Origin of the sequence: Coleofasciculus chthonoplastes PCC 7420 (genome assembly GCF_000155555.1) — a bacterium.
In the GTDB taxonomy this organism is placed as follows: Bacteria; Cyanobacteriota; Cyanobacteriia; order Cyanobacteriales; family Coleofasciculaceae; genus Coleofasciculus; species Coleofasciculus chthonoplastes_A.
Genome location: NZ_DS989849.1, coordinates 270,714 through 293,560 on the forward strand (window position 1 = coordinate 270,714; position 22,847 = coordinate 293,560).

At 45.5% G+C, this 22,847-nt stretch carries 16 protein-coding genes; 5 read left to right on the top strand and 11 right to left on the bottom strand.

What is annotated here, in order from left to right; translation table 11 throughout:
- The first annotated feature begins 302 nt into the window (after positions 1 to 302).
- Positions 303 to 947 carry a YqiA/YcfP family alpha/beta fold hydrolase gene (locus tag MC7420_RS14625; RefSeq protein WP_006101143.1) on the top strand — a complete coding sequence of 215 codons (645 nt, stop codon included), beginning with the start codon at positions 303 to 305 and terminating at the stop codon, positions 945 to 947.
- 70 nt (positions 948 to 1,017) lie between these two features.
- Here MC7420_RS14625 and MC7420_RS14630 read toward each other — a convergent pair whose 3' ends face one another.
- From MC7420_RS14630 to MC7420_RS14670, 9 genes are all read right to left on the bottom strand, one after another.
- Positions 1,018 to 1,470 carry a PPC domain-containing protein gene (locus MC7420_RS14630; RefSeq protein WP_006101139.1) on the bottom strand — a complete coding sequence of 151 codons (453 nt, stop codon included), beginning with the start codon at positions 1,468 to 1,470 and terminating at the stop codon, positions 1,018 to 1,020.
- A 77-nt stretch (positions 1,471 to 1,547) separates the two neighbouring features.
- The gene (prmA, locus tag MC7420_RS14635) at positions 1,548 to 2,438 is read right to left on the bottom strand and encodes a 50S ribosomal protein L11 methyltransferase (protein WP_006101238.1); all 891 of its coding nucleotides are present in this window, start codon (positions 2,436 to 2,438) and stop codon (positions 1,548 to 1,550) included.
- Positions 2,439 to 2,569: 131 nt separating this feature from the next.
- On the bottom strand, positions 2,570 to 4,153 hold the full coding sequence (gene serA, locus MC7420_RS14640) for a phosphoglycerate dehydrogenase (RefSeq protein ID WP_006101037.1): 1,584 nt from the start codon (positions 4,151 to 4,153) through the stop codon (positions 2,570 to 2,572).
- Between the two features lie 570 nt (positions 4,154 to 4,723).
- Positions 4,724 to 6,235 carry a serine/threonine protein kinase gene (locus MC7420_RS14645; RefSeq protein WP_006101175.1) on the bottom strand — a complete coding sequence of 504 codons (1,512 nt, stop codon included), beginning with the start codon at positions 6,233 to 6,235 and terminating at the stop codon, positions 4,724 to 4,726.
- Between the two features lie 565 nt (positions 6,236 to 6,800).
- On the bottom strand, positions 6,801 to 8,294 hold the full coding sequence (locus tag MC7420_RS14650) for a serine/threonine protein kinase (RefSeq protein WP_006101235.1): 1,494 nt from the start codon (positions 8,292 to 8,294) through the stop codon (positions 6,801 to 6,803).
- A gap of 60 nt (positions 8,295 to 8,354) precedes the next feature.
- Positions 8,355 to 9,725, bottom strand: a complete 1,371-nt coding sequence (locus MC7420_RS14655) for a serine/threonine protein kinase (RefSeq protein ID WP_006101052.1) — start codon at positions 9,723 to 9,725, stop codon at positions 8,355 to 8,357.
- A 387-nt stretch (positions 9,726 to 10,112) separates the two neighbouring features.
- Positions 10,113 to 13,289 carry an efflux RND transporter permease subunit gene (locus MC7420_RS14660; protein ID WP_044207356.1) on the bottom strand — a complete coding sequence of 1,059 codons (3,177 nt, stop codon included), beginning with the start codon at positions 13,287 to 13,289 and terminating at the stop codon, positions 10,113 to 10,115.
- A gap of 403 nt (positions 13,290 to 13,692) precedes the next feature.
- Positions 13,693 to 14,226, bottom strand: a complete 534-nt coding sequence (locus MC7420_RS14665) for a FixH family protein (protein ID WP_232231708.1) — start codon at positions 14,224 to 14,226, stop codon at positions 13,693 to 13,695.
- Positions 14,227 to 14,279: 53 nt separating this feature from the next.
- Positions 14,280 to 16,040, bottom strand: coding sequence for an efflux RND transporter periplasmic adaptor subunit (locus MC7420_RS14670; protein ID WP_006101302.1), 1,761 nt, complete (start codon positions 16,038 to 16,040; stop codon positions 14,280 to 14,282).
- 641 nt (positions 16,041 to 16,681) lie between these two features.
- Between MC7420_RS14670 and MC7420_RS14675 the strand changes: the two genes are divergently transcribed.
- Positions 16,682 to 17,113: a hypothetical protein gene (locus MC7420_RS14675; protein ID WP_006101084.1), complete on the top strand. Its 432-nt coding sequence runs from the start codon at positions 16,682 to 16,684 to the stop codon at positions 17,111 to 17,113.
- Between the two features lie 99 nt (positions 17,114 to 17,212).
- Here the strand turns inward: MC7420_RS14675 and rppB are convergent, their stop codons facing one another.
- Positions 17,213 to 18,580: a two-component system sensor histidine kinase RppB gene (gene rppB, locus MC7420_RS14680; RefSeq protein ID WP_006101221.1), complete on the bottom strand. Its 1,368-nt coding sequence runs from the start codon at positions 18,578 to 18,580 to the stop codon at positions 17,213 to 17,215.
- Positions 18,567 to 19,274, bottom strand: coding sequence for a two-component system response regulator RppA (gene rppA, locus MC7420_RS14685; protein ID WP_006101174.1), 708 nt, complete (start codon positions 19,272 to 19,274; stop codon positions 18,567 to 18,569). The genes rppB and rppA overlap by 14 nt, the downstream gene beginning before the upstream one ends.
- A 348-nt stretch (positions 19,275 to 19,622) precedes the next feature.
- Between rppA and MC7420_RS14690 the strand changes: the two genes are divergently transcribed.
- The 3 genes from MC7420_RS14690 to MC7420_RS14700 form a co-directional block, all read left to right on the top strand.
- The gene (locus tag MC7420_RS14690) at positions 19,623 to 20,231 is read left to right on the top strand and encodes a DUF411 domain-containing protein (protein WP_006101135.1); all 609 of its coding nucleotides are present in this window, start codon (positions 19,623 to 19,625) and stop codon (positions 20,229 to 20,231) included.
- Positions 20,232 to 20,362: 131 nt separating this feature from the next.
- Positions 20,363 to 21,865, top strand: coding sequence for a multicopper oxidase family protein (locus tag MC7420_RS14695; protein ID WP_044207253.1), 1,503 nt, complete (start codon positions 20,363 to 20,365; stop codon positions 21,863 to 21,865).
- Positions 21,866 to 22,154: 289 nt separating this feature from the next.
- Positions 22,155 to 22,847 (top strand): RNA-guided endonuclease InsQ/TnpB family protein (locus MC7420_RS14700; protein WP_006101194.1); only part of this gene is annotated, 693 nt, incomplete at its 3' end.

A 22,847-nucleotide genomic window follows, 5' to 3' on the forward strand; every position in this document is an offset into this window, starting at 1 on the left:
GCACTCTAGTTAGGACATAAAAGAAAAACTATACATCACCACTAAACTCCAGTCTGCATCATCATCAGTATAAAAATGCTCAAAGTCGTGAGGACTAGGAGGATGCCTAGAGCGACCGATTGACCTAAATGTTTTGAACTTTGTGAAACTTTCATGTTTTCGGTGTTTATTTTGAGGATAGATTATGAACATATCAAACTTTTCGTTAAGTTTATGAGAAAAAGCAATATGTCTTAATTTTATTTAACATAAGTACACGTTTTAAAGGTTTCAAAGCGGTATATGTAAATGAGAAGCTGTAGGTGAAAATAGTTTTGAGGTATATTTACTTACACGGTTTGGCGTCCAATCCGGGATCAGCAAAGGCGGTTTATTTACGCGATCGCTTTGCGGAGTTAGGAGTGTCTCTGTTCGTTCCCGATTTGAACCAGGGTGACTTTTCTCATCTGACACTGACTCGTCAGATTCAGCAAATTCAGGCGGAGTGTTTGTCAACGCCCACCCCAATCACATTAATCGGTTCGAGTTTAGGCGGACTTACGGCGGCTTGGTTAGGGGAATATCACACGTTCATCCAGAGGTTGGTTTTGCTAGCGCCAGCCTTTGGATTTCTCTGGAGTTGGTTATCTACTCTGGGAGAAGAAGCTCTGCATCAATGGCAAGTTGAAGGATATCGTCCTATTTATCACTATGGCGAACAGAAAGAACTACCCCTTTCTTATAAATTTGTGGAAGATATCCGTCAGTATGAACAAACTCACCGATTGAAACGACCCATTCCTACTCTGATTTTGCATGGGCAGCATGATGAGGTGATTCCCATTAATGAAAGCCTAATCTATGCCAAGGAACGGTCTTGGGTACAGCTTATTCCATTCAATAGTGATCATTCGTTAAGTGACGTAAAAGCCGAAATTTGGCAGTCAATTTTAGCATTTTGTCAATAACCTTGTAGAGACGCGCCATGGCGCGTCTCTACAATTCAGTCGAGGATTTAAACCTCTAGCATTGCGTAATTCAAATTGGTCGCAAACGGGTCACCTTCAAGGTAAAAGGACCCCCTCCTGTTTCTCCAAAAGCCCGCACCCGAATAATATAGGTTCCGGTTTCAGTAATCCGGGAAAATAGCAACGAATTCGTCGTACCATCGGGACCATCATCATTTTCGGCAATAGTCGAGCCATCAGAGGCTAAGAGTGTAACAATTGTATCGAAGCTATCTGAAATTAAATCAATAGCCACTTGATCGCCAGCACTCAATTCTATAGTGTAGTCCCGGGCAAACCCCCCCTCTCCCGTGGGAATATCTTGGTCAGTGAGGGTATCAGAAACTTGATTACGCTCAGGAATCGGAATCGGATTATACAGTTCATTTTGCGCTCTCACAGCCGCCGCCGTTAAGCCCACTGTCAAAAAGGTTGTAGGAACAAGCAGAGCAAAGCTAAAACGAGCGGCAAAGGCATTCATCATAGAAAATTCATTTACGCTGAACGGGTCAATTATAGGCGTTCTACTGTAGGTATTGATGATTCGGCACTCCTAATCATCTATCGTCGAATATTAAAACAACACCACTCTTGGCGTTTCCAGAGAGTCGCTACTGTCCAGTTATGTTGTTCTAGGGTATCAGCAATAGGTTTAGCCTGATCCAACAATATTCCGCTAATAATTCCCCAACTGTGGGGACTGGCGATCGCACTGATTCCAGGAATCAGGTCAATAATCACTTCTGCCAGGATATTGCAGAGAATACCATCAACCTTTTTTTCTCCCAAAAGATGAGATAATAGCTCAACACTACCCTTCTTCACCACCAAGCGATCGGCACTAATCTGATTCAATTCTCGGTTGCTGCGGGCAGAGCGCACAGCTAGGGGATCAATATCTACCCCCAAGACTTTTTTTGCCCCCAATAACACAGAGGCAATGGATAAAATACCCGATCCACACCCAATATCCGCAATAACGGGGTGGCTATGATCATAACCGATTCGCATTTCCAGGGCTTCTAGGCACAGATGCGTGGTGGGATGGGTTCCCGTACCAAATGCTGCACCCGGATCGAGGCGCAACAGCAGGCGATCGGTTTGTTGGGGTACAGATAACCAAGCCGGGTAAATCAAAAAGCAATCGCCAATTTCTGTGGGTTGCCAATGCTGTTTCCAACTGCTTGCCCAGTCTTCTTCATCAATTAAGTGCCACTGGGTTAAGGGGAGTGGCAATCCTACCGTCAGGGCATCTTGGCGCAACCACAAGGAAAGTGCTGCCAAATCCAACAAATGTGCCTGATTTTGGGGTAAGTGAGCTCGGATCAGTTGAGAATGTCCCTTGCTTTCACAAGACATTCCCCGACAGCCGAAACTATCCAGTCGCCAGAAGATTAAATCCTCCAAGTCTGGATCGCCCAAAATTTTAATTTCCCACCAGCTATTTGCCATACGATTTCAGATTTCAGATTTCAGATTTTAAATTGAGGGAGAGCCGTTGGAAACCAACAGATATCGGAGGATCGTTGTTCTACCGTCTGAGTCATCCAAAATCCAAAACCCAAAATCCAAAATTGACGTGACTACAGTGTTACCGTATAAGCGTCCCGAATACCAGGAACTTTGGTAATTTCGGTCAAAATTCCTTCCGGTAGGGGATCATCAATGCTCAAGACCATTACAGCATCACCTCGGACAATCTTGCGACCCACCTGCATACTGGCAATATTGACATTAAAACTACCCAGTAGCGACCCAATTTTACCAATAATTCCCGGCATATCGCGGTGCAGGGTAAAGAGCATGTGGTGACTCGGTGGTACATTAATCGGAAACTCGTCAATACTGGTGATGTGAATTTCACCATCGCTGAGTAGCGCTCCCGTCACCGAATGTTCACCCAAGGAACCCTTTGCCGATAGCAGCAGCGAACCGCCCGAATAATCCTGAACCGAAGCATCGCGGGTTTCAATCACTCGAATCCCCCGCTCTTTTGCCTCAATTGAAGCATTGACGTAGTTGACTCGCTCACGCAAGGCTTGGGATAACAGTCCTTTCAGGGAGGCTACCACTAATGGCTGACTATTATTCGTGGCTAATTCCCCTTGTAACCGGACATTGAGCTGTTCAATTCGCCCACCCGCTAACTGACTGACCAAATTGCCCAAGGTTTCTGCCAAGCGCATATAGGGTTTGAGTTGTTCTAGCACATTCGACGATAGTCCGGGAATATTCACGGCTGAACGAGCCGGTAATCCTAAGAGGACATCCCGAATTTGTTCAGCCACATCAATGGCAACATTAACTTGGGCTTCTGCGGTTGACGCACCCAGGTGAGGCGTAAGGATCACTTCCTTACCCAGTTCACGTAGGGGAGATTCTCCCAGGGGTTCTGACTCAAATACATCCAGTGCTGCCCCAGCTATTTTACCTGTCTTTAAGGCTTCTGAAAGTGCCGCCTCGTCAATGACTCCACCTCTAGAGCAATTGATAATTCGAGCCGTTGGTTTCATTGTCGCCAAGGCTTCGGCATTAATCAAATGAGTGGTTTCCGGAGTTTTGGGAATATGCAGGGTGACGTAGTCCGACTCCCGCAACAACAAATCCATATCCACCAGACGACAGCCTAGCTGATCCGCACGTTCCAGGGAAATAAAGGGATCATAAGCCAGTAACTTCATCCCCATGGAGCGGACAACTGTTGCCACATGGGAACCAATTTTACCCAAGCCCACAATACCTATGGTTTTTTTGTAAACTTCGGCACCGATAAAGCGTTTGCGATCCCATTGACTATTTTTCACCGACTGATTGGCTTCTGGGATGTGGCGGGATAAAGACAGCATCATCGCTAAAGCGTGTTCAGCCGCCGCAATGGTGTTTCCTTCGGGGGAGTTAACCACGACAATACCCTGACGGGTAGCGGCTGGGACATCAACGTTATCAACGCCAACTCCCGCACGTCCAATAATCTTGAGTTGTTTACCCACTTCGATGATTTCTTTGGTCACACGAGTGCCAGAACGAATCATCATGGCATCATACTCAGGAATGATGCTAACGAGTTCCTCAGGCGATAGATTGGTTTTCACATCAACCTGAGCCACTTGGGAGAGGATATCAATTCCAGCTTGATCGATGGGATCGGATACAAGTACTTTAGACATTGCCAGTAGAAGGGTTGAAATGAGTTACACCGATTGTGCCTTGCTGTAAATTAATGCAGGACAGCTTATCAACTACACAACAGGGCTATCGCTGGACAATCAGGATGACTGACCGCAGTAGGCTATTGTAACGGCAAAGGGGTCAGTGTTGACCACATTGACCGAAAGTTTTAAAGTTTCCCACGTTTTCCTAGTTGTTGGCAATGATGCCAATTCTCAACCCACAGGCGCTCAACCCGCTCAAACTCCCGTGTATTAGGGTTAGCAGAGTTAAGAGTGGTTTGAGCGATCGCGCACCGAGATTAAACGCCCCCTCCCATACATCACACCAACATTCGTATCCAACTGATAGCGCATTCCTCGTCAAAATTTCTGGCTGACAACCTAGATAATATTCTTAAACTGAATGGCACGCTCAATAAGCATTGTGAGATTGCCAAAACTTTTGATATACCGTAGGGTGGGCATTGCCCACCAGAATACGAGGAGCGTGACATTCTCCTTAAACTAGGAGTCAGACTATTCTCACTTCAAATGGCGGGCGTCGCTATTTGAAGTGAAAGTTTTCGGTCAGGAGTCAAGTATTCTCACCATTTTCTCTACTTCTTGAGGTTCGTCTTCAACCGTAATCTGCACACCCGACCATTTACTGAGTTCGTGAGCTAACCATTCCATTTCTGGCTCAACGAGTTCGAGAAAAGCTGCAGATAATGCGTAGTTTTTTTGTTCGGTGCCGATTATAATTATTGGGGAAAACAACCAGGTATAATCTTCTTCTTTGAAGGTTCCAGCTATCATCCTAATATGGTGAATATATATCAGTTTTGTGATGGTATTTTTGATAATTATCAATTGTTGATTTTTTAGTCCAATTACTTCGTGAATAAAATATAATTTTCTTGAATAAAATATAATTTTATGCAATCCAATTGCTTCAAGTATAGACGAGCATGATTTCGGCAAAATTATCCATTTTTTTACAACTGATATAATTACAAAAACAACAGATGTAGACACAAAAAACCAGTGCAATAACTCGAAATCAGAAAATTCTGGGTTTACAATTTTGATTAAAATTCCAACAATTATTGCCGGAAGAATACCAAATAAACCAAGACTAATACCAAAATATACAATCATAATTAAGCTAGCAACATAGTCGTTTATTGTTAAGTCTTTTGGTGAAATTACAACCTCTACTTTATCCCCATAATTTTTAATTTTAATTCGACTCCAAAACGGTTTTTCGCACACAGCAAAGATATCTGCTTTCTGAGGAGGGTGTGCCAAAGCTTGCAGTGCTTCCCCAGCCGATGCTGGACGACGATTTAGACTGGGTTGTATCATCCATTTCAGCCAATCAATCAACTCTGAACTGAGATTGACAAACGATTCAAACTGAATTCGCAAATTCTTCTGGGGAAAATCGGCTGGATGCCTCCCTGTTATTAAATAAATTAGGGTTGCACCCAAACTGTAAAGATCGGAAGCCGGAACAGTGCGTCCACCAAATTGTTCAGGTGGCATATATCCGTAAGTTCCTACAACAGTCATTATGCTACATTTTTGGGCAGCTAGGGTTTGTACTAAACCAAAATCAACTAAATAAACTTGACCCACACTGTTACTTGAGCGGCTTACCAATAATACATTACTGGGCTTGATATCTCTATGAATAACGGGCGGTGGCGGCTCATGTAAATAGCACAAAATTTCCAGCAGGGCTTGAGCCAATTGCTTAATCTCTTCTTCGCTAAAGGTTCGTCCATCCTTTAACCATTGATCTAAGGATTTAGCCGGTATATATCTTTGCACCAACGCTAATCCCTTACCCATTGATGCGTCTATATCAAAATAGTCTAGGTAACAGGGAATTGCTGGATGAGAAAGGAGTTTTAATATTTGGGCTTCTCGTTCAAACAGTTTCCAATCATCCGCTTGAAAACCTTCTCCGAAAATTAGCAACTTAATCACCACTAAGTCTTGAGTTTTTAAGTCTCGTGCCAACAAAGTGCGTCGTCCCGTATTTTTGTTGATCTGTTTTTGGATAGCGTAACGCTTGTTTAAAATGTTAATCACCATTATTTATTTTACTCTTGACCGGAAAAATTTATATTTTGATATTTTGATGTAAATCAGGATTCATTTCCTAAGTGGTAAATCTAATAACCTGCTGAGTTCAGATTCAATCCAATCAACTTCGCGATCAGTCAGATTCTCAGTAGGAATTGTATAGATATGTGTTCCAACTAATTATTTCCAACCTAAGGTAACACTCGTTACTCAATATTCCCTTTTGCAGAGACGTTCCGCCTTCACATCTCTACGCCTTGTGTCTGCACAGAGGACTTGCAGCAGATTTGAACGAGTTGGCAACTAGCGAAATAGATTGTCCGACCTACCGACTACTGAGTTTTCCGGCAATTTTTGATTTTTCTTCTAGGATAGCGACCGCGACAGCACATTTCATCCACTAGCCAAATTTCTTAACATGTTCTTCGGTGCTACGCTTGAAGTTAGGCAGACTATTGCTGGCAAAGAAATGTTAACATCGAACATTCTTATTCTGTCTGGAATTTACCTGTCTATTCAGGAGCAGGAAGGTTCTCACTTCAAGTGGCGTCGCTATTTTCGTGAAAGTTTTCGGTTAGGAGTCAAGTGTTTTCATCATTTTCTCCACTTCTTGAGGTTCGTCTTCAACCGTAATCGGCACACCCGACCATTTACTGAGTTCGTGAGCTAACCATTCCATTTCTGGCTCAACGAGTTCGAGAAAAGCGGCAGATAATGCATAGTTTTGTTGTTCAGCAATGATTAGAATTGTTAGCGGAATTAATCCTATATGCTTTTCTCCTTTCGATGATTCATTTATCAGCGAAAAAGGTTGAATATAGCTCAGTTTAATAATAGTATTTTTAAGGATTTTTTTGGGAGTTATTTTAAACCAAATTAACTCGTAACTCAAATACATTTCTTGTTTATCAAGATTAATTCTAGTCAATCCGAGTGAACGAATAATATACGATAAACCAGCTTGAAGTATAATCCAATTTTTGCCAACTGAGATAATTAAAAAACTAGCAAATACCAGCACAAAAATCAACAGCAGTAAATCGAAGTATCCAGAGTTAACCATCCAACTTATTAACATAAACACACCCACCGCAGGAACGCCAAGTTGCAGGGCAAAACTTATAATAATCGTTAAAACAAAACCTAGATCAATTTTTAATCGTTTTGGTGGAATCAAAATCTCTAGTTTATCATCATTTTTTTTAGTTTTAATGCGACTCCCAAACGGTTTTTCTGCACCAGCAAAAATATCGGCTTTCTGAGGGGGGTGTGTCAAAGCTTTCAGTGCTTCCCCAGCCGATGCTGGACGACGATTTAGACTGGGTTGTGTCATCCACTTCAACCAATCAATCAACTCTGAACTTAGATTGACAAACGATTCAAACTGAATTCGCAAATTCTCCTGGGGTAAATCGGCTGGATGCCTCCCTGTTACTAAATAAATTAGAGTTGCACCCAAACTGTAAAGATCAGAAGCCGGAACAGTGCGTCCACCAAATTGTTCAGGTGGCATATATCCGTAAGTTCCTACAACAGTAATTGTGCTACTTTTTTGGGCAGCTAGGGTTTGTACCGAGCCAAAATCAACTAAATAAACTTGACCCACACTGTTACCTGATCGGTTTGCCAATAAAATATTACTGGGCTTGATATCTCTATGAATAACGGGCGGCTTTTGCTCATGCAAGTAGCACAAAATTTCCAGCAGGGCTTGAGCTAATTGCTTAATGTATTCTTCGCTAAAGGTTCGTCCATCTATTAACCATTGCTCTAAGGATTTAGCGGGTATATAGCTTTGCACTAACGCTAATCCTTTACCCATTGATGCGTCTAGATCAAAATAGTCTAGGTAACGGGGAATTGCTGGATGGGAAAGGAGTTTTAACGTTTTGACTTCTCGTTCAAACAGTTTCCAATCATCCCCTTGAAAATTTTCTCCAAAAATCAGCAACTTAATCACTACTAAGTCTTGAGTTTTTAAGTCTCTTGCCAATAAAGTGTGTCGTCCCACATTTTTGTTGATCTGTTTTTGGATAGCGTAACGCTTGTTTAAAACTTTAGCCACCATTGTTTATTGTCCTCTTAGTAAAATTAGTTTATGGTTTTGCGTTTTTGTTTAATTCAGGGTTCATTTCCTAAGCGGCAAATCTAATAAATTGCTGAGTTCAGATGCAATCCAATCAACTTCCCGATCAGTCAGATTCTCAGTAGGAATTGTATAGAGCTGTGTTCCTACCCAAATCTCAATGTCGCGACAAACAGGTGAGTCTGTATTGTAATCATGTGAAAATCCTAATTTCCAAATAGAACTTTTGGGAATTGAATCTCGATTATTAAGTGATATGTTATGCTGATCAATTCGGAGTCGGGTAGATTGTTTAGATGCTGAAAAAAGAGAGATAATGGCTGATATGATAATGAAAGAAACACTGAGGCATAAAATACCAGAAAAACCACTCATTATTTTTTCATAAAAAGAGTTTGCAGTAAATACATTCACCATCGATGATATGCCAATTGCTAGAAATTGTAAAAAACCTAAAAAAGCTAGGATTGAGAATATACACTTAAAAACCACTAAACCAATTGTTGTCTCCGAATCATTATGTATGAAAAATTCTATACTATTACGGTCTTTTTTGATTTGAACTTTACTACCCTCAGAATTCCTTACCACTGGGGACTCTGAGTTGCCCAGTTTTTCCAGGGATTTTAAGGCTTGATCAGCAGAGAATAAACGGTTGTTCAAATCCGGTTCAGTCATCCACTGCAACCAATCGATAAAGCCTGAATCGAGAGAGATTTTTGGTTCAAATTCAATTCGCAAATCCTCTTGGGGTAAATCAGCGGGATGCGTCCCGGTTACCAAGTAAATTAATGTGGCACCTAAGCTGTAGAGATCGGACGCTGGAACCGCACGTCCACCAAATTGTTCCGGCGGCATATACCCATAGGTTCCCACAACTGTAATCGTGCTACCTTCTGCTGCGGCTAAAGTCTGAACTGAGCCAAAATCTACTAAATACACTTGACCAAAACTGTTGCCTGAGCGGTTTCCTAACAGAATATTACTCGGCTTAATATCCCGATGAATTACTGGGGGATGCTGTGCGTGTAAATACATTAATATTTCGAGTAATGCTTTAGCGATGTGCTTAATTTCGGCTTCGTTAAACTGACGACCCAATTTAACCCATTTTTCCAATGATTTCGCTGGGATATAACTCTGTACCAATGCCAAGCCTTTAGTCTTGCTTGTTTGGACGTGAAAGTGGTCTAAGTAATGGGGAATTGCGGGATGGGAGAGTGACTGTAAGGTTTCGGCTTCTCGCTCAAACAATTTAATATCATCCCATTGAAAATCGGCACTAAAGGTGAGGAGTTTGATAGCGACTAATTCCTGGGTTTGTAAGTCCCGCGCCAGCAACGTGCGTCGTCCACCATTTTTACCGAGCTGTTTCTGGATTTGGTAACGTTTTTTTAAGACTTGCTCCACCATGTTTTGACCCTAAGCTGTTGTGCCTTTCAACTACTGACTCAGATTCACTGTTTGCCGAGATCATCAGTCCAGTAATTAAATTATTATACTTGACTACCAAATTTTCCGGCAATTTTTGATTTTTTTTCTATGATAAGTAGTCGGACTTTCATTAAAGTTAACGGTGGAGATTAGGCAACACCTCGACTTCGCTCGGTGTGTCACAGCTCATCTGGCAACAGTAAGGGTTTGAGGCTTGTTAACATTTCTTAGTACAGTTATGAGTTAGTAAGGGCGGGTTTTGTTGAGCAGTTATCGGTAAACAACCTGATTTAGTGGCTAAACCCGCCCCGACAAAACTTATGAATTATTTCTTGTGACTGTGGTTACACCAACCGATGCTTTAGGTCACTTTCCCAGAATGACATCTGGGTGTCGGCTCAGGCGACGTCGCCGCTCACGTCGCTTCAGCCATTCGGTGGCATCATCGATGAAGGAATACACCACTGGCACTACCACCAAGGTTAACAGGGTTGATAGTAGCAACCCCCCTAGAATTACGGTAGCGATGGGGGAATAGGCATCCATACCGATTTCTGGGAAGAATGCCAGCCGCACAATTACGATAACAGTGGTACAGGTTGTCATGGTAATCGCTTTTAACCGGACAGGACCTGCCATGCGGATTGCCACGTCACGGGGAACTCCTTCTTCTCGTTTCGCCAGGATCAATTCGAGTAGTAAAATTGCTGCGGATAGAGACAAACCGGATAGGATGACAATGCCCAGAATTGAAACGCTTGAAAGGGTTTGATCCGCCAAAATCAATCCGCCGAAGACACCGACTAATTGTAGGGGAACTGACACCATCATCACCAAAGGTTGAATAAACGAGCCAAATTGAATGACAAGAATCAAATAAATTAAAATCAGTGATACAACCAACCCTTTGAGCAAACGGTCAAACTCGATCATCATGTCGGTCATGTCACCCATGGAATCGATACCATAACCCGGAGGAAATTGTAACTCCATTCCCGCCCGCATCGCGATCGCCATCGATAAATCCATGGAAGCCGGACCCCCTTTCCGGTAGTAGCCGTTAACGTATACCACCCGTTTCCCATTAATATGCTCAATTACCGTAGGACCATTGTGTCGTTCCAAGGTGGCGACAGTCTTTAGAGGAACCTGTTGTCCCATCGGTGTGGTAATGTACGTATTTGCCAAATTGCTCAAGGTGCCACGTTCCTCCTCCTCGTAGCGCACCAGAATCGAATTTTGCCGCAGGTTGGGGCGGTTGTAATAGCGGCGGGTAAAGCCACCTGTGAGGGCGTAGCGGGCTTGTTCTGCCACCATTCGCACATTCATCCCCAGTTCTTCGGCGCGACGACGATCCACCTGGATCTGATATTCTGGCTGAGTTAGGGCTGAACTGGTTTGGGGCATGACTAAACCGGGCGTATCTTCGGCGATGCGGAGGACATCTTGGGCTAAACGATGGAGTATGTCTAAATCCTCCCCATACACCGCAAGCTGAATCGGAGCCGCAGATGTCGCCATTACGTCAACACCCATCTCCTTTAAGGCGATGCGGCGCAAACCGGGAATAGTCCGGCGGGCTTCAGCTTCGACGCTATCCATAATTTCCCAGATGTCACGGTTGCGATCGTCCTTGAGGGTGACAATTAGAGAGGCGGAGTTAACGCTACCCATCGTGTAGCCACTGAAATAGGTACTATTACGGGTCAGTTCAAACCCCGTTTGGGACGACACTTTGTCGATGTCCGGTTGGGCGAGTAAAATCTGCTCAAAGCGGTAGGTACTCTCGTCAGTCTTAGCAAAAGATGTACCCGGTTCCATCTCCAGCGATGCCATAAACTGGCCCGAATCCCCCAGGGGCATCATTTCTTGAGGCACAAACGGATAAAGTGCGATCGCAAATACAATAGCAGCTCCCGCGATCGCCAGCGTCACCTCCCGATTATTCATACACCGATCCAGCAGCCAACCATAGCCCTGTTCGAGTTTCTGAAAGCCCACCCGCACTGGGGTCAACAGCCATTGCAACCAAGTCTTTCGTTGGCGTCTGTTCTGGGGCGGCTTCAGCACAAATGCGGCAATTAGGGGAATCAGCGTTACCGACACAATCAGCGAGGCGATAAAAGCAAACACCATGGGCCACACGATGCCCACAAACATCAGTCCTGTCAACCCTCCCGCCATAATTGTCGGTAACAGTGCTGCAATCATCACGCAACTTGCTGCTGCACTTGCCAGAAACACCTCCCCTGTTCCCTGAATTGCCGCCTGTCTGGGGCGTAACCCTTCCCGTAGTTTCCGATCAATGGAGTCAATGACGATGATCGAATCATCCACCAGTTTGCCAATTGCCATCATCATCCCAATCAGGGTGGAGGAATTCAGGGACATCTCGATGGGAATAAAAGGCAAGGTGGAGAGAGCCAGAGAGGTAGGGATGGAGATCATGATCAGCGCCGTAGCGCGGAAATCTTCCAAAAAGATCAGAATCACCACCCCAGCGAGCAACACGCTGATCAGCAGTTCTTGGAAGGTGCTATCAAGAATAATATTAACCAAATAGGAGTTATCATAAGCTTCTGCAAAACTCAGACCCGGATACTCTGCCTGAATCTGCTCCAATTCTGCCCGTACCTGCTTGATCACCTTCGGGGAACTCGAATCCGGCTTCTGGATCACATTCACGGCTAAAGCCGCCTCGCCATTGTAGCGGTAGCCACTACGCCGCTCCTCAAACGTATCTTCTACGGTAGCCACATCTCGGACGTAAACCACCTGCCCATCCTGCTCCAAAACAGGGTAATCCATCACATCCGCCGCACTCAGCGCCCGTTCATCCGCCCGCACCAGGATTTCCGAGTCACCCTGAGTCAGCACCCCAGCGCCCTGGCTGACGTTATTGGCATCAATTGCATCGCGCACCTGCAAAATTGATAACCCGTAAGCGGCTAACTTCGGTCGATCGACTACCACCTGAAGCTGTCGCCGATAGCCGCCGAAGATGGACACAGCCTGGACATTTGGCACTTGGGTTAGCCGATCAACCAGGGTGTTATCCGCAAATTCCCGTAACTGCACTGAGTCCCAGCCATCTCCCTGTAGCGCCAACGTCAGCACCGGACGGTTTAGCGGATCAATCGGTAATACCCAGTAGGAGCGGGAGTTCAAGCCATCCAGTTCAATATCTCCCTCAGCCGCCGTCATGATGCTCTGCACAGATTGCACCGCTTGATTGATATCATCCCCCCAGGCAAATTGAATCGTCACTAAGGACATATCTTGCTGGGAACTAGAGCGAATAAACCGCACATTGTCCAGCACCGTCAATCGCTGCTCAATAGGCTTACTGATATAGGTTTCAACTTCTGTGGGCGAGGAACCTGGTGCCATGGTGACAATCGACACCAATGGACTTTCCACGTAGGGCATCATCCGCACCGGTAGGAGTATTAGACTCAGTACGGATAGGACTAGCACGGCGATGTACAGCGCGGCGACAATTACCGGATGCTTAATCGACCAACGGGTGAGAAAGGTTTTGATCATGGGGGCGCTGGGGGGAAATGTAGAGACGTGCCATGGCGCGTCTGGGAGATGGGGGAGATAGGGAAATTGTGTAGGGGCGGGTTTCACTACTATCGTTTGAAATGGTGCGTTACGCTTCGCTAACGCACCCTACACCCGCTGACGTGACAGTGGAACGTCTGGGAGATAGGGAAGCGGAGGAGATTTTCAAGGCTTACTCAAACGCCCGATGATGTCATTCTGAATGGAGCGAAGCGGAATGAAGAATCTCTCCAGATGCTGAAACTTTCTGGCTAAGGTGATACCAAATTTGCCTTTGTCACCCCTTTTATATATTGGAGATGAAGACAGTTGCCTATTGCCTGTTGGCTGTTGCCTTGTCTCCACCAAAAAGGGGATAGTTAACCGGGATTGAGTTTGACTACTTCACCTCAATATCAAATGTTTCTTGTCCAGACATAGCCGGATCAGTCGATTTCACCGCCATCATCCATTTTCCTTTCATACCCATGTTAGTCATCACCTTGTATCGTCCAGGTTGAGTATCAGGTTCTACCTTAGTCATGGCTGTCATTGGCTCCATGTCTTCCATTTCCATAGACAGATCGACTTGTAGATCCTCCACGGCTACGGGTTCATTGGTGGCGGAATCAATCACCTCGACCACAAATTCTGCATCGCCCATCGGTACAGTGCCATCTTCTGGAGACACCATGGTGATGATTACGTTATTTTCGGCAGGGGATGCCGTCGTTTCAGTTGTCGGAGCAGTTGCTGCATCCGTTTCTAATTCACTCTCCACTTGATTACCACTACTGCAAGCGGTGGTTAAAACGCTGATTGTCAGCACGAGCAACAAAAGTTTTTTCATCAGAATCCTCACTGAAATAGAATTGAACAATTGTGAAATCAAAAGGATTGCATTTTTTTCTTCCCCATTTTCCAGACGTGCCATGGCACGTCTCTACAACCCCATTTTCCAGACGTGCCATGGTTTGCCTGATAATGTTACTCAACTGCCACCTTGAGCATAGTTTGACCCGCATAATCGGGGTCTTTAACCTCGACTTTAATATGCCACTCTCCCGCCATGCCAAAATGAGTTTTGACCTGGAACTGCCCGGGTTTGTCAGTTGGTTCTAGTTCCACCATTGTGGTCATTGGCGGCATATTGGGCATAGGCATGGTGACGTCTACCGCCACATCCTTAGCGGGTAAGGGTTCTTGAGTCTGGGGATCACGGACTTCTAGGATGAGTTCAGCCCCCCCTGACTTAAATCCCTTGGTAGGATCAGGGTCAACGATCGCAACTTCAATTTTGTCCTGACTACTCTCACCCAGCATCGGTACGGGATCGCCAGTGTCATCCACCACCGTCACTTGAACATTAGGAACCAGACGGCTATCCCCAGAAGTAATCACGCGATCGCCTACTTTGAGTCCCTGGGTGATTTCCATGCGATCGCCACTAATCATCCCCCTCTCAACCTGACGCCGTTGCGCCTGATTGTCCTCAATCACCCACACTGAATCGGCGCCATTGAATTCTCCCACGGCGTTTCGAGGCACCGATATCGTACTTGCCTTGCGATTCGTGAGAATGGTCATATCCAAAAACTGTCCGGATAACAGACGTTCTTGAGGATTATCCACCACCGCTTCCACTGTCACCGTGCGGGTGTTATTGTTAGTTTGCGGGAAAATACTGGTAATTTCCCCAGTTAAAGGTTGATCCGTTACCCCTGGCACCTGGGCTTGAATCGGTGTACCAACGCGGATAGATCCAGCATCCTCCTGTGCCACATTCGCCTGGAGTCGTACTCGCGAATAGTCGCCGATTTTCAGTACACCCATACCGGGCTGTACGACAACGCCCGGATCAACCATACGAGTTTGAATAATGCCACTAATCGGGGATTGCAATTTCGTGTAACTCTGCATTACCGTCGCTGTACCCACCTCCGCTCGCGCCTGACCCACCTTGGCGCGATTTTGATCCACTTCAGCAAGTAACCTTGCCCGTGCTGCTTGGGCTTTCCTAATCGCCGCCTGTTTAGCCTTCACTTCAGAGGCGACAATATCCAAGTCATCTTGAGCAATAGCACCTTCTGCGACTAGGGTAGCAAAGCGATTTTGTCGTAGCTGTAAATAATCCAGTTCGGCTTGCAAGCGGGCAATTTCTTGAGTCTGTTCTTCAATCTGGACTTGGCTAGCCCGTAACGACGTTTCCATCGCATCGGCTTCCGCCTGGGCTTCGGCTAATTCCGTCGAGCGTTCCGTTGCATCCAGTTGAGCCAACACTTGCCCAGCCTTAACGCGATCGCCGGGATAAACTGAATAATTGGTTAATTGTCCGGCAACCCGTGGATAAACAACCACTTCCTGATAAGGCATTATCGAGCCAGTGTAGGACACCGAAGCCTCAAATTCTCCAAGCTGCACCACCTCTACCGTCACCGGAATCGGGTTAAACGCACCATTCACCTGCATCATGTCATCGTGAGACATTCCCGACATATCATGACCTTCCATCCCAGCCATAGAGTTAGTCGGTTTGATTTGATTCGTGATCAGGAGGATACTACTGCTGAGTACAGCGAAGACTCCCAGACCTAATAAAACCCGTCCGTATTTTTTGCGGCTAGACGGCTGTCGCAGTTCTTGGTCTGGTTTAGATGTTAAATGGTCTGAATTTTCAGATAAAGGGTCTGGAGCGTTGGGGCGAGACTCGTCAAGATCCGAATGGGGTAGGGGAGGTTCCAGAGACATAAGACATTCAGTCTGGATCAGACTACGGAAGAATCGTATCTATATCAAAAGTATCAATTAATTATGAAATCAGAATGAAATCCTGACCGGGCGGACATCTTAAGAGGAATGACTTAGTAGCGAGCAAGATGCTCGCACTACAAGGATCTCTCGCCCTGCCATCGCGACTTTGGTTAAAAACATTTGCATCCTGTAGCAACGATGAAAAGATTGATAGCCCGAACTATTCCTCCCTCTACCGAAAGCTGAAACGCTCGTAACCGTGCCAGTAATTCGTCCATGACAAAGGGTTTGACCAAATAATCATCGGCTACTGTATTGTAAAGGAAACAAACACAGATAAAAGGAATTGACAAAAGTCATAGTCATTGTAGACCAAGAGAATGGGGAAAGCGATCGCGTGTGACAGTTGCGTAAGTCCTGACTTTCTTTAAGCCGAGAAATAATGGTTATCTTACCTCTGGTCTATCAATTCCTTCAACCTGTTAAATTTCATTCTGTTCAGTACGCGCTCCTAGCTGCTAACGACAGCAGCAAAGATTCACACGATCTTCATCTTGATTCACGGTAACTTCATCATTTGACCGTTGATACTGAAGAATAAGGCTGCACGGAATAGAAAGGGATCTAAGGAGCCAAAAATGTTAAATGGTGACCTAAAGAAAAAAGCTTTAGCTAAGCTTGAAGCTACTGATAAAGAATATCAGACAGTTGCAACGGATGTGACCAAGAGAGCGGCAGAACTATACGAGAAGCGCAAAGCGACTGCTGAGCAAGTGATTCAGGCTTGCGAGGAATATGTCAACACCCTTGCCAACTCACCAAAAGAGTTCGATAATGCAGAAATTGCCGAGAAAGCAAATGAGGAAGCAGCCACGATTAAGGCAAAGACAGCAACTCTGAAGGCTGCGAAGGAAGAAATTGCCAAACTCTTGACTTTGACTCAACAACACGCTGATGGTGTTAACACGCGACTGAACTTCCTCAAGATAGATGCTCCTAACAACTATCAGCACTTATTATCCACGATATCGATGAACTTGATGCCTTTATGCTGTCTTGAGGTTATCTGAAAAGCTTGGAAATGATAACAGTTCATCAACCAGGAAAAGAATCATAATTTGAATGAATTTCCGCTAACCTAATTCTCCCAAGAGCCGATTGATTAATACTCAAGTTGGTTGAGAAGATATCACGGAACTTCCCACCAAAGGCAATCGCAGGGTGAAGATACTGCCAACACCTAATTCACTCTGTACCTGCAAACTACCGTGGTGTGACTGAGCGATCGCGGCGGCAATTGCCAACCCCAATCCCGAACCCCCCGTATGACGAGAGCGATCGCTATTCACTCGATAGAAGCGATCAAATATCCGTTCTTGTTCTGCTAGGGCAATGCCAATCCCCGTATCTTTAACCTGGATCACCCCATGATAGTCACTCTTGTCTAAAATAACTGTTACCGTTCCCTCGACTGGAGTATATTGGATGGCATTGATCATTAAATTAGACACTAAGCGATAAAGCTGTTCCTCATCCCCGATCGCCGCCATCGAAATTCCCACTCGTACCTCAGAACTCAGCGTGATCTGAGCAGCAACGGCTAAGGCTGCCAATTCCTCAACTAAATCGCTCACTAAGTCATTCAGACAGCACCTCTGGCGTAGTACAGGTGAAGGTTGCCGATCCAGGCGAGACAAAAATAGCAAATCCGCAACCAACTGACTCAGCCGCCGATTCTGTCGTTCAACAATTTCTAGGATGTTTCGTGCCTCTTTTTCATCCAAGCTGGGCATCAATAGCGCAGCTTCTACCGTCGCCAGTGTCGCGGCGACAGGGGTTCGCAACTCGTGAGCCGCATCAGCAGTAAATTGTTGGATTTGCTTGTAGGATTTGTAAATGGGTTGCATTGCCAACCCCGCTAACCCCCAACTAGCAACGCCAACGAGAATCATCGCAATAGGCAACCCCAATCCCAAAATTAATTTCACTGTACTCATGTAGTCGTTGATGTCTTGCACAGAACGCCCTACCTGTAAGTAGCCCCAATCCTGCTGATCATCGGTATGTAGGGATAGGGAAATTTGCTCGTAGGTATTGCCTTCTTCATCTGATACAGTTTGCCAAGATTCCAGGTTGAACACGAGGGGTAATCCGGCTGGATCAGCCCCTGCGATCGCCACCAAATTGCCTGACTGATCAAATAGCTGGATGTAGTAGTCTCCTTGGTTCACAGCGCTGAGCCTGTGGCGTTCACCATTTACCTGTGCTGGAGAGCAGTTTATCTCCACTAAACAAAGATTCGGTAAAATATCCCTAACCCTTGGCTCTACTTGTCCAGGTTGCTTGAGTTTTGATTCTAGGCTGTCATGGAGTGTCCCAGCTACGGATTTTAACTCCCGCTCTAAGGTAATTAAATGAGCATGAGCGATCGCTTCATAAACGCCAAACCCCAACAGGCTCAAAATGACACCCATGACGAAAGCGTATGAGAGTGCCAATTTCCCACGAGTCTGGCTAAATAGCTTATTTTGACGCATCGTTGCTCAAATTAAGACGGTATCCTATACCATGTACCGTTTCAATCGGAATCGCGCAGCCGATTGATTCAAGTTTGCGGCGCAGCAAGCGTATTTGTGCCGCCACGACATTACTCAGGGGTTCTGCACTCACTTCCCAGAGCTGATTGCGAATTTGGTCGCTAGTTACCACTTGATTGGGATGTCTCATGAAATACTCTAGAAGCTGGTACTCCTTATTAGTCAGCGGCACCTCCTGTTTTTCTCCCTTAGCCGCGACACGATAAACCGTTCGGGTACCGCAGTCGAGAGTCAGGCTTCCCACCTGAAGTTGTTGGGGTTGGAGTTGAGGCGATCGCCGCTGCAGTGCTCTAACTCTGGCGAGCAACTCTGCCATTCTAAACGGCTTGACTAAATAGTCATCTGCTCCCGCATCCAAACCCGCCACTCGGTCTTCCAAGCGGTCTTTTGCGGTTAGCATTAAAACTGGCAAGGAACTTTTGTTCGCACGCAGCCGACGCAGTAGCTCTAATCCCGATAGTTCGGGTAGTAACCAGTCGAAAATAGCCAGCGTATACTGCATTTCCTGGTTTTCTAAATAGCCCCAAGCCTCAGTACCGTCAACAACCCAATCAACCACGTACTTTTCTAGACTTAACGCTCGCTTAATGGCAGCCCCCAAGTCTGGCTCATCTTCAACTAGCAACACTTTCATAACTTAACCTGTTAACTGTTTAGGGTAAGCTTCAATTCTTAGACTACAACTCTAACTTACGGTAGATGACTGAATTACCAGTTGTCATTATGCCAAAACAAGATGAAATGGAGATGAAATCTGTCTGGATTTAGCCAAAAAATTAAGCAGAGGGAAAGCCTAGATAATTTCATTCTAATTTCATTGGCTTTTGAAAGAATAGTTATAGCAGTAAACACATCGATTAGGACTTTCGGCACCATTGTAGAGACGTTCCATGGAACGTCTCTACTCTCCATCTGACTAGAGAGTCTAAACTGAAAGTAGAGTCCCAACCCCAAGCCAAGAATTAATAGTGAGGTTTTAATTATGCTCAAACGTCTAACATCTTGGATGCATCAACAGTCACGTCCCCTACTCTTATCGGGTGTTGCTATCGTGGGGGTAGTGGGAGCGACTTATTTGACTGTCGGGGTTTGGGGAAAAAGCACCAATAGCCAAGGAATCAATTCTCCTCAATCACCAAATCCTGTTGCGGCTACACCCGTTAGCATGAATGGCAGTGTCTGGGATCAAGAAACTGAACCCCTGTCAGAACCCCTCTCAGTTACCGTGTATCGCAGTCCCTCCTGTGGTTGCTGTGGAGAATGGATTAAACACTTAGAAAAACATGGTTTTCAGGTTACTGATACTAAAACCGACGCAATGACTGCTATTAAAGAAAAATATCACGTACCCCAAGACTTCGCCTCCTGTCACACCGCAATTGTCAATGGCTATGTCGTTGAAGGACATATACCCGCCGATGATATCAAACGTTTAGTTAAGCAAAAGCCGGACATTGCTGGCATTGCTGTACCGGGAATGCCATTGGGAAGTCCCGGAATGGAGGCGGGGGAGAGAAAAGAATCCTTTGCCGTGTTGGCATTTAATCGTGATGGGGAGTTTGAAGTTTTTCAGGAGTATCAGTCTTACTAAAGAATGTTTCACTTTTTTGGCACGGAAGGGGGAGAATTCAAAGCCTCTCTCCTTGCAGGAGAGAAGTTTGGAGAGAGGTTTTCCAGATCCCGACCAAAAGTAAGCCAAAGCCGTACTCAACCGAATTAACCATGTCAAAGATAAATCGCCGAACGTTTCTGGCTCTAAGTGTAGCTGGAGCTGGGGTGGCTATAGGAACGAGCTGTGCAATCGGACAAAATAGCAAACAAACCTCAAAATCACCAATTGCCGGATCTTCACTGTATCAAAGCCGGGATGGTTTACTAGAGCTTGACTTAGAAGCCAGTTCCGGTGCTGTTGATTTGGGGGGTCAGCAGGCGTATCTTTTAAGTTACAACGGACAGATTCCTGCTCCTCGCCTGGAAGCTAAACCCGGAGATACCGTTCGTATCCACTTCACCAACAATCTCTCCCAACCCACCAATCTGCACTATCACGGATTGCATATTCCGGTTACGGGAAATGCGGATAATGTCTTTCTCAACATTGAGCCAGGAGAAAGATTTGACTATGAGTTTACCATTCCCCAAGACCATCCGGCTGGTACATTTTGGTATCATCCCCATCGTCACGGTTTAGTCGCCGAGCAGCTATTTGGCGGTTTAGCGGGTTTATTCATCGTGCGCGGGGAGTTGGATGACATTCCCGAAATTAAAGCCGCCCAGGAAGAATTTCTGGTTCTCCAAGATTTTGCCCTGGATGAGAACGGGCGAATGTTACCTTCAAACCATACATCAGCGATGACGGGACGGGAAGGACAACTGATCACGATTAATGGTCAGCTTAACCCAACATTATCCCTACCCGCTAATGGCTTACTCCGATGGCGCATCCTTAATGCTTCCCCGTCTCGTTTTTATCGGCTGTCTCTGGAAAATCATCCTTTTTATCTGATTGCTACAGAGGGCGGTTCCTTAGCCGAACCTGTAGAAATGTCAGAATTGCTGCTAACACCTGGACAACGAGCAGAAGTGCTGGTGCGGGGGGATAGAAACTCAGGACAATATTCCTTGCAGAATCTTCCCTACAATCGAGGCGGCATGGGAATGATGGGTGGCAGAGGCATGATGGGTGGCAGAGGCATGATGGGTGGCAGAGGTATGATGGGTGGCAGAGGCATGATGGGGAGAGAGGACAACGCCCCAACCGTGCTAGCGACTCTCAACTACGAGAACGCTGTAGAACCCGTTTCTCTACCTACCAAACTTGTATCCATACCGACGTTACCTGAACCCCAACAGGTGCGACGCTTTCAGCTCAATCACGGGATGGAGCCTGGGATGGGCATGGTGTTTCTAATTAACGGTCAACCTTACAAGAGCGATCGCATTGATACCCAAGTTCAGCTTAATACAGTTGAAGATTGGGAAATTGTGAATACGGGAATGATGGATCATCCCTTTCACATTCACACCAATCCATTCCAAGTCATCAGCCGCAACGGAAAATCAGAACCTTACCCCGCTTGGACAGATACAGTTCTAGTCGCTAGAGGGGAAACTGTCCGCATTCGCATTCCTTTCCGAGATTTTGCAGGTAAAACTGTTTATCATTGTCACATCCTTGATCATGAAGATTTGGGTATGATGGGCAATCTGGAAATTCGGGCGTAACTCCTTCGATAAGTACTTTGGCTACTTTAGGAGATGTTGGCATCTCCCTAACTGCCTTTTGGATTGTTGCCGTCATATCTAAGTCTGGTCAATGGATTTAACTGATGGTGGGGGTTTGGGGGAGGCGATAAGTCCCATGCTCTACCCTTCGACTCCGCTCAGGGTGAGCGCCCTTGATACTTGGGATCACCCCCAAGTAAATTTTATTGGTCAATCCCGATAAAATTTACAAACTATCCTGAGCCTATTTACTGAAAATGGTATATAGTAGTAAGAGGAGGTGAAAACAATGCAACATCAAGCCGTCAAAGTTAGGCTGTATCCGACAACTGAACAACAAGAAATACTAGCTCAACACTTTGGCTGTAGCCGTTGGTGGTGGAATCATGCTCTTAATCTGTGCATTGAAACCTACCAGCTAACGGGTAAGGGCTTGAGTCAGTCCGCCTTGAATGCATTTTTACCTAAGCTTAAAAAACAGGAGGGGACTGAATGGTTGTCTGACTGCTATTCTCAAGTCTTACAAGCGACTACGCTTAACTTAGTGACTGCTTACCGTAACTTCTTTGAGGGTAGAGCTAGATACCCAAGGTTCAAGGCTAAAAAGAATAGGCAATCTATTCAGTATCCCCAGTCAGTTAGGGTTATTGATGACTGCCTCAAATTTCCGGGTCGCGTCGGCATAGTGAAAGCTAAAATACACCGACCAATCGAAGGAACTATCAAGACGGTAACGGTTAGCATGACCCCATCGGGGAGATATTTTGCGTCCGTCTTGACTGAGGTAGAAGGGGATAACCCACCGAGTAACACTGATGGTAATGTAATCGGGATTGACCTAGGTTTAAAGGACTTTGCTATTGTCAATGATGGTGTTAAGACCTCTAAGTTTGCTAATCCTAAACATTTAGCTAAACATGAGCGTAACCTTAAGCGCAAGCAACGGAAATTAGACAGAAAGGAGAAAGGAAGCAAGTCAAGA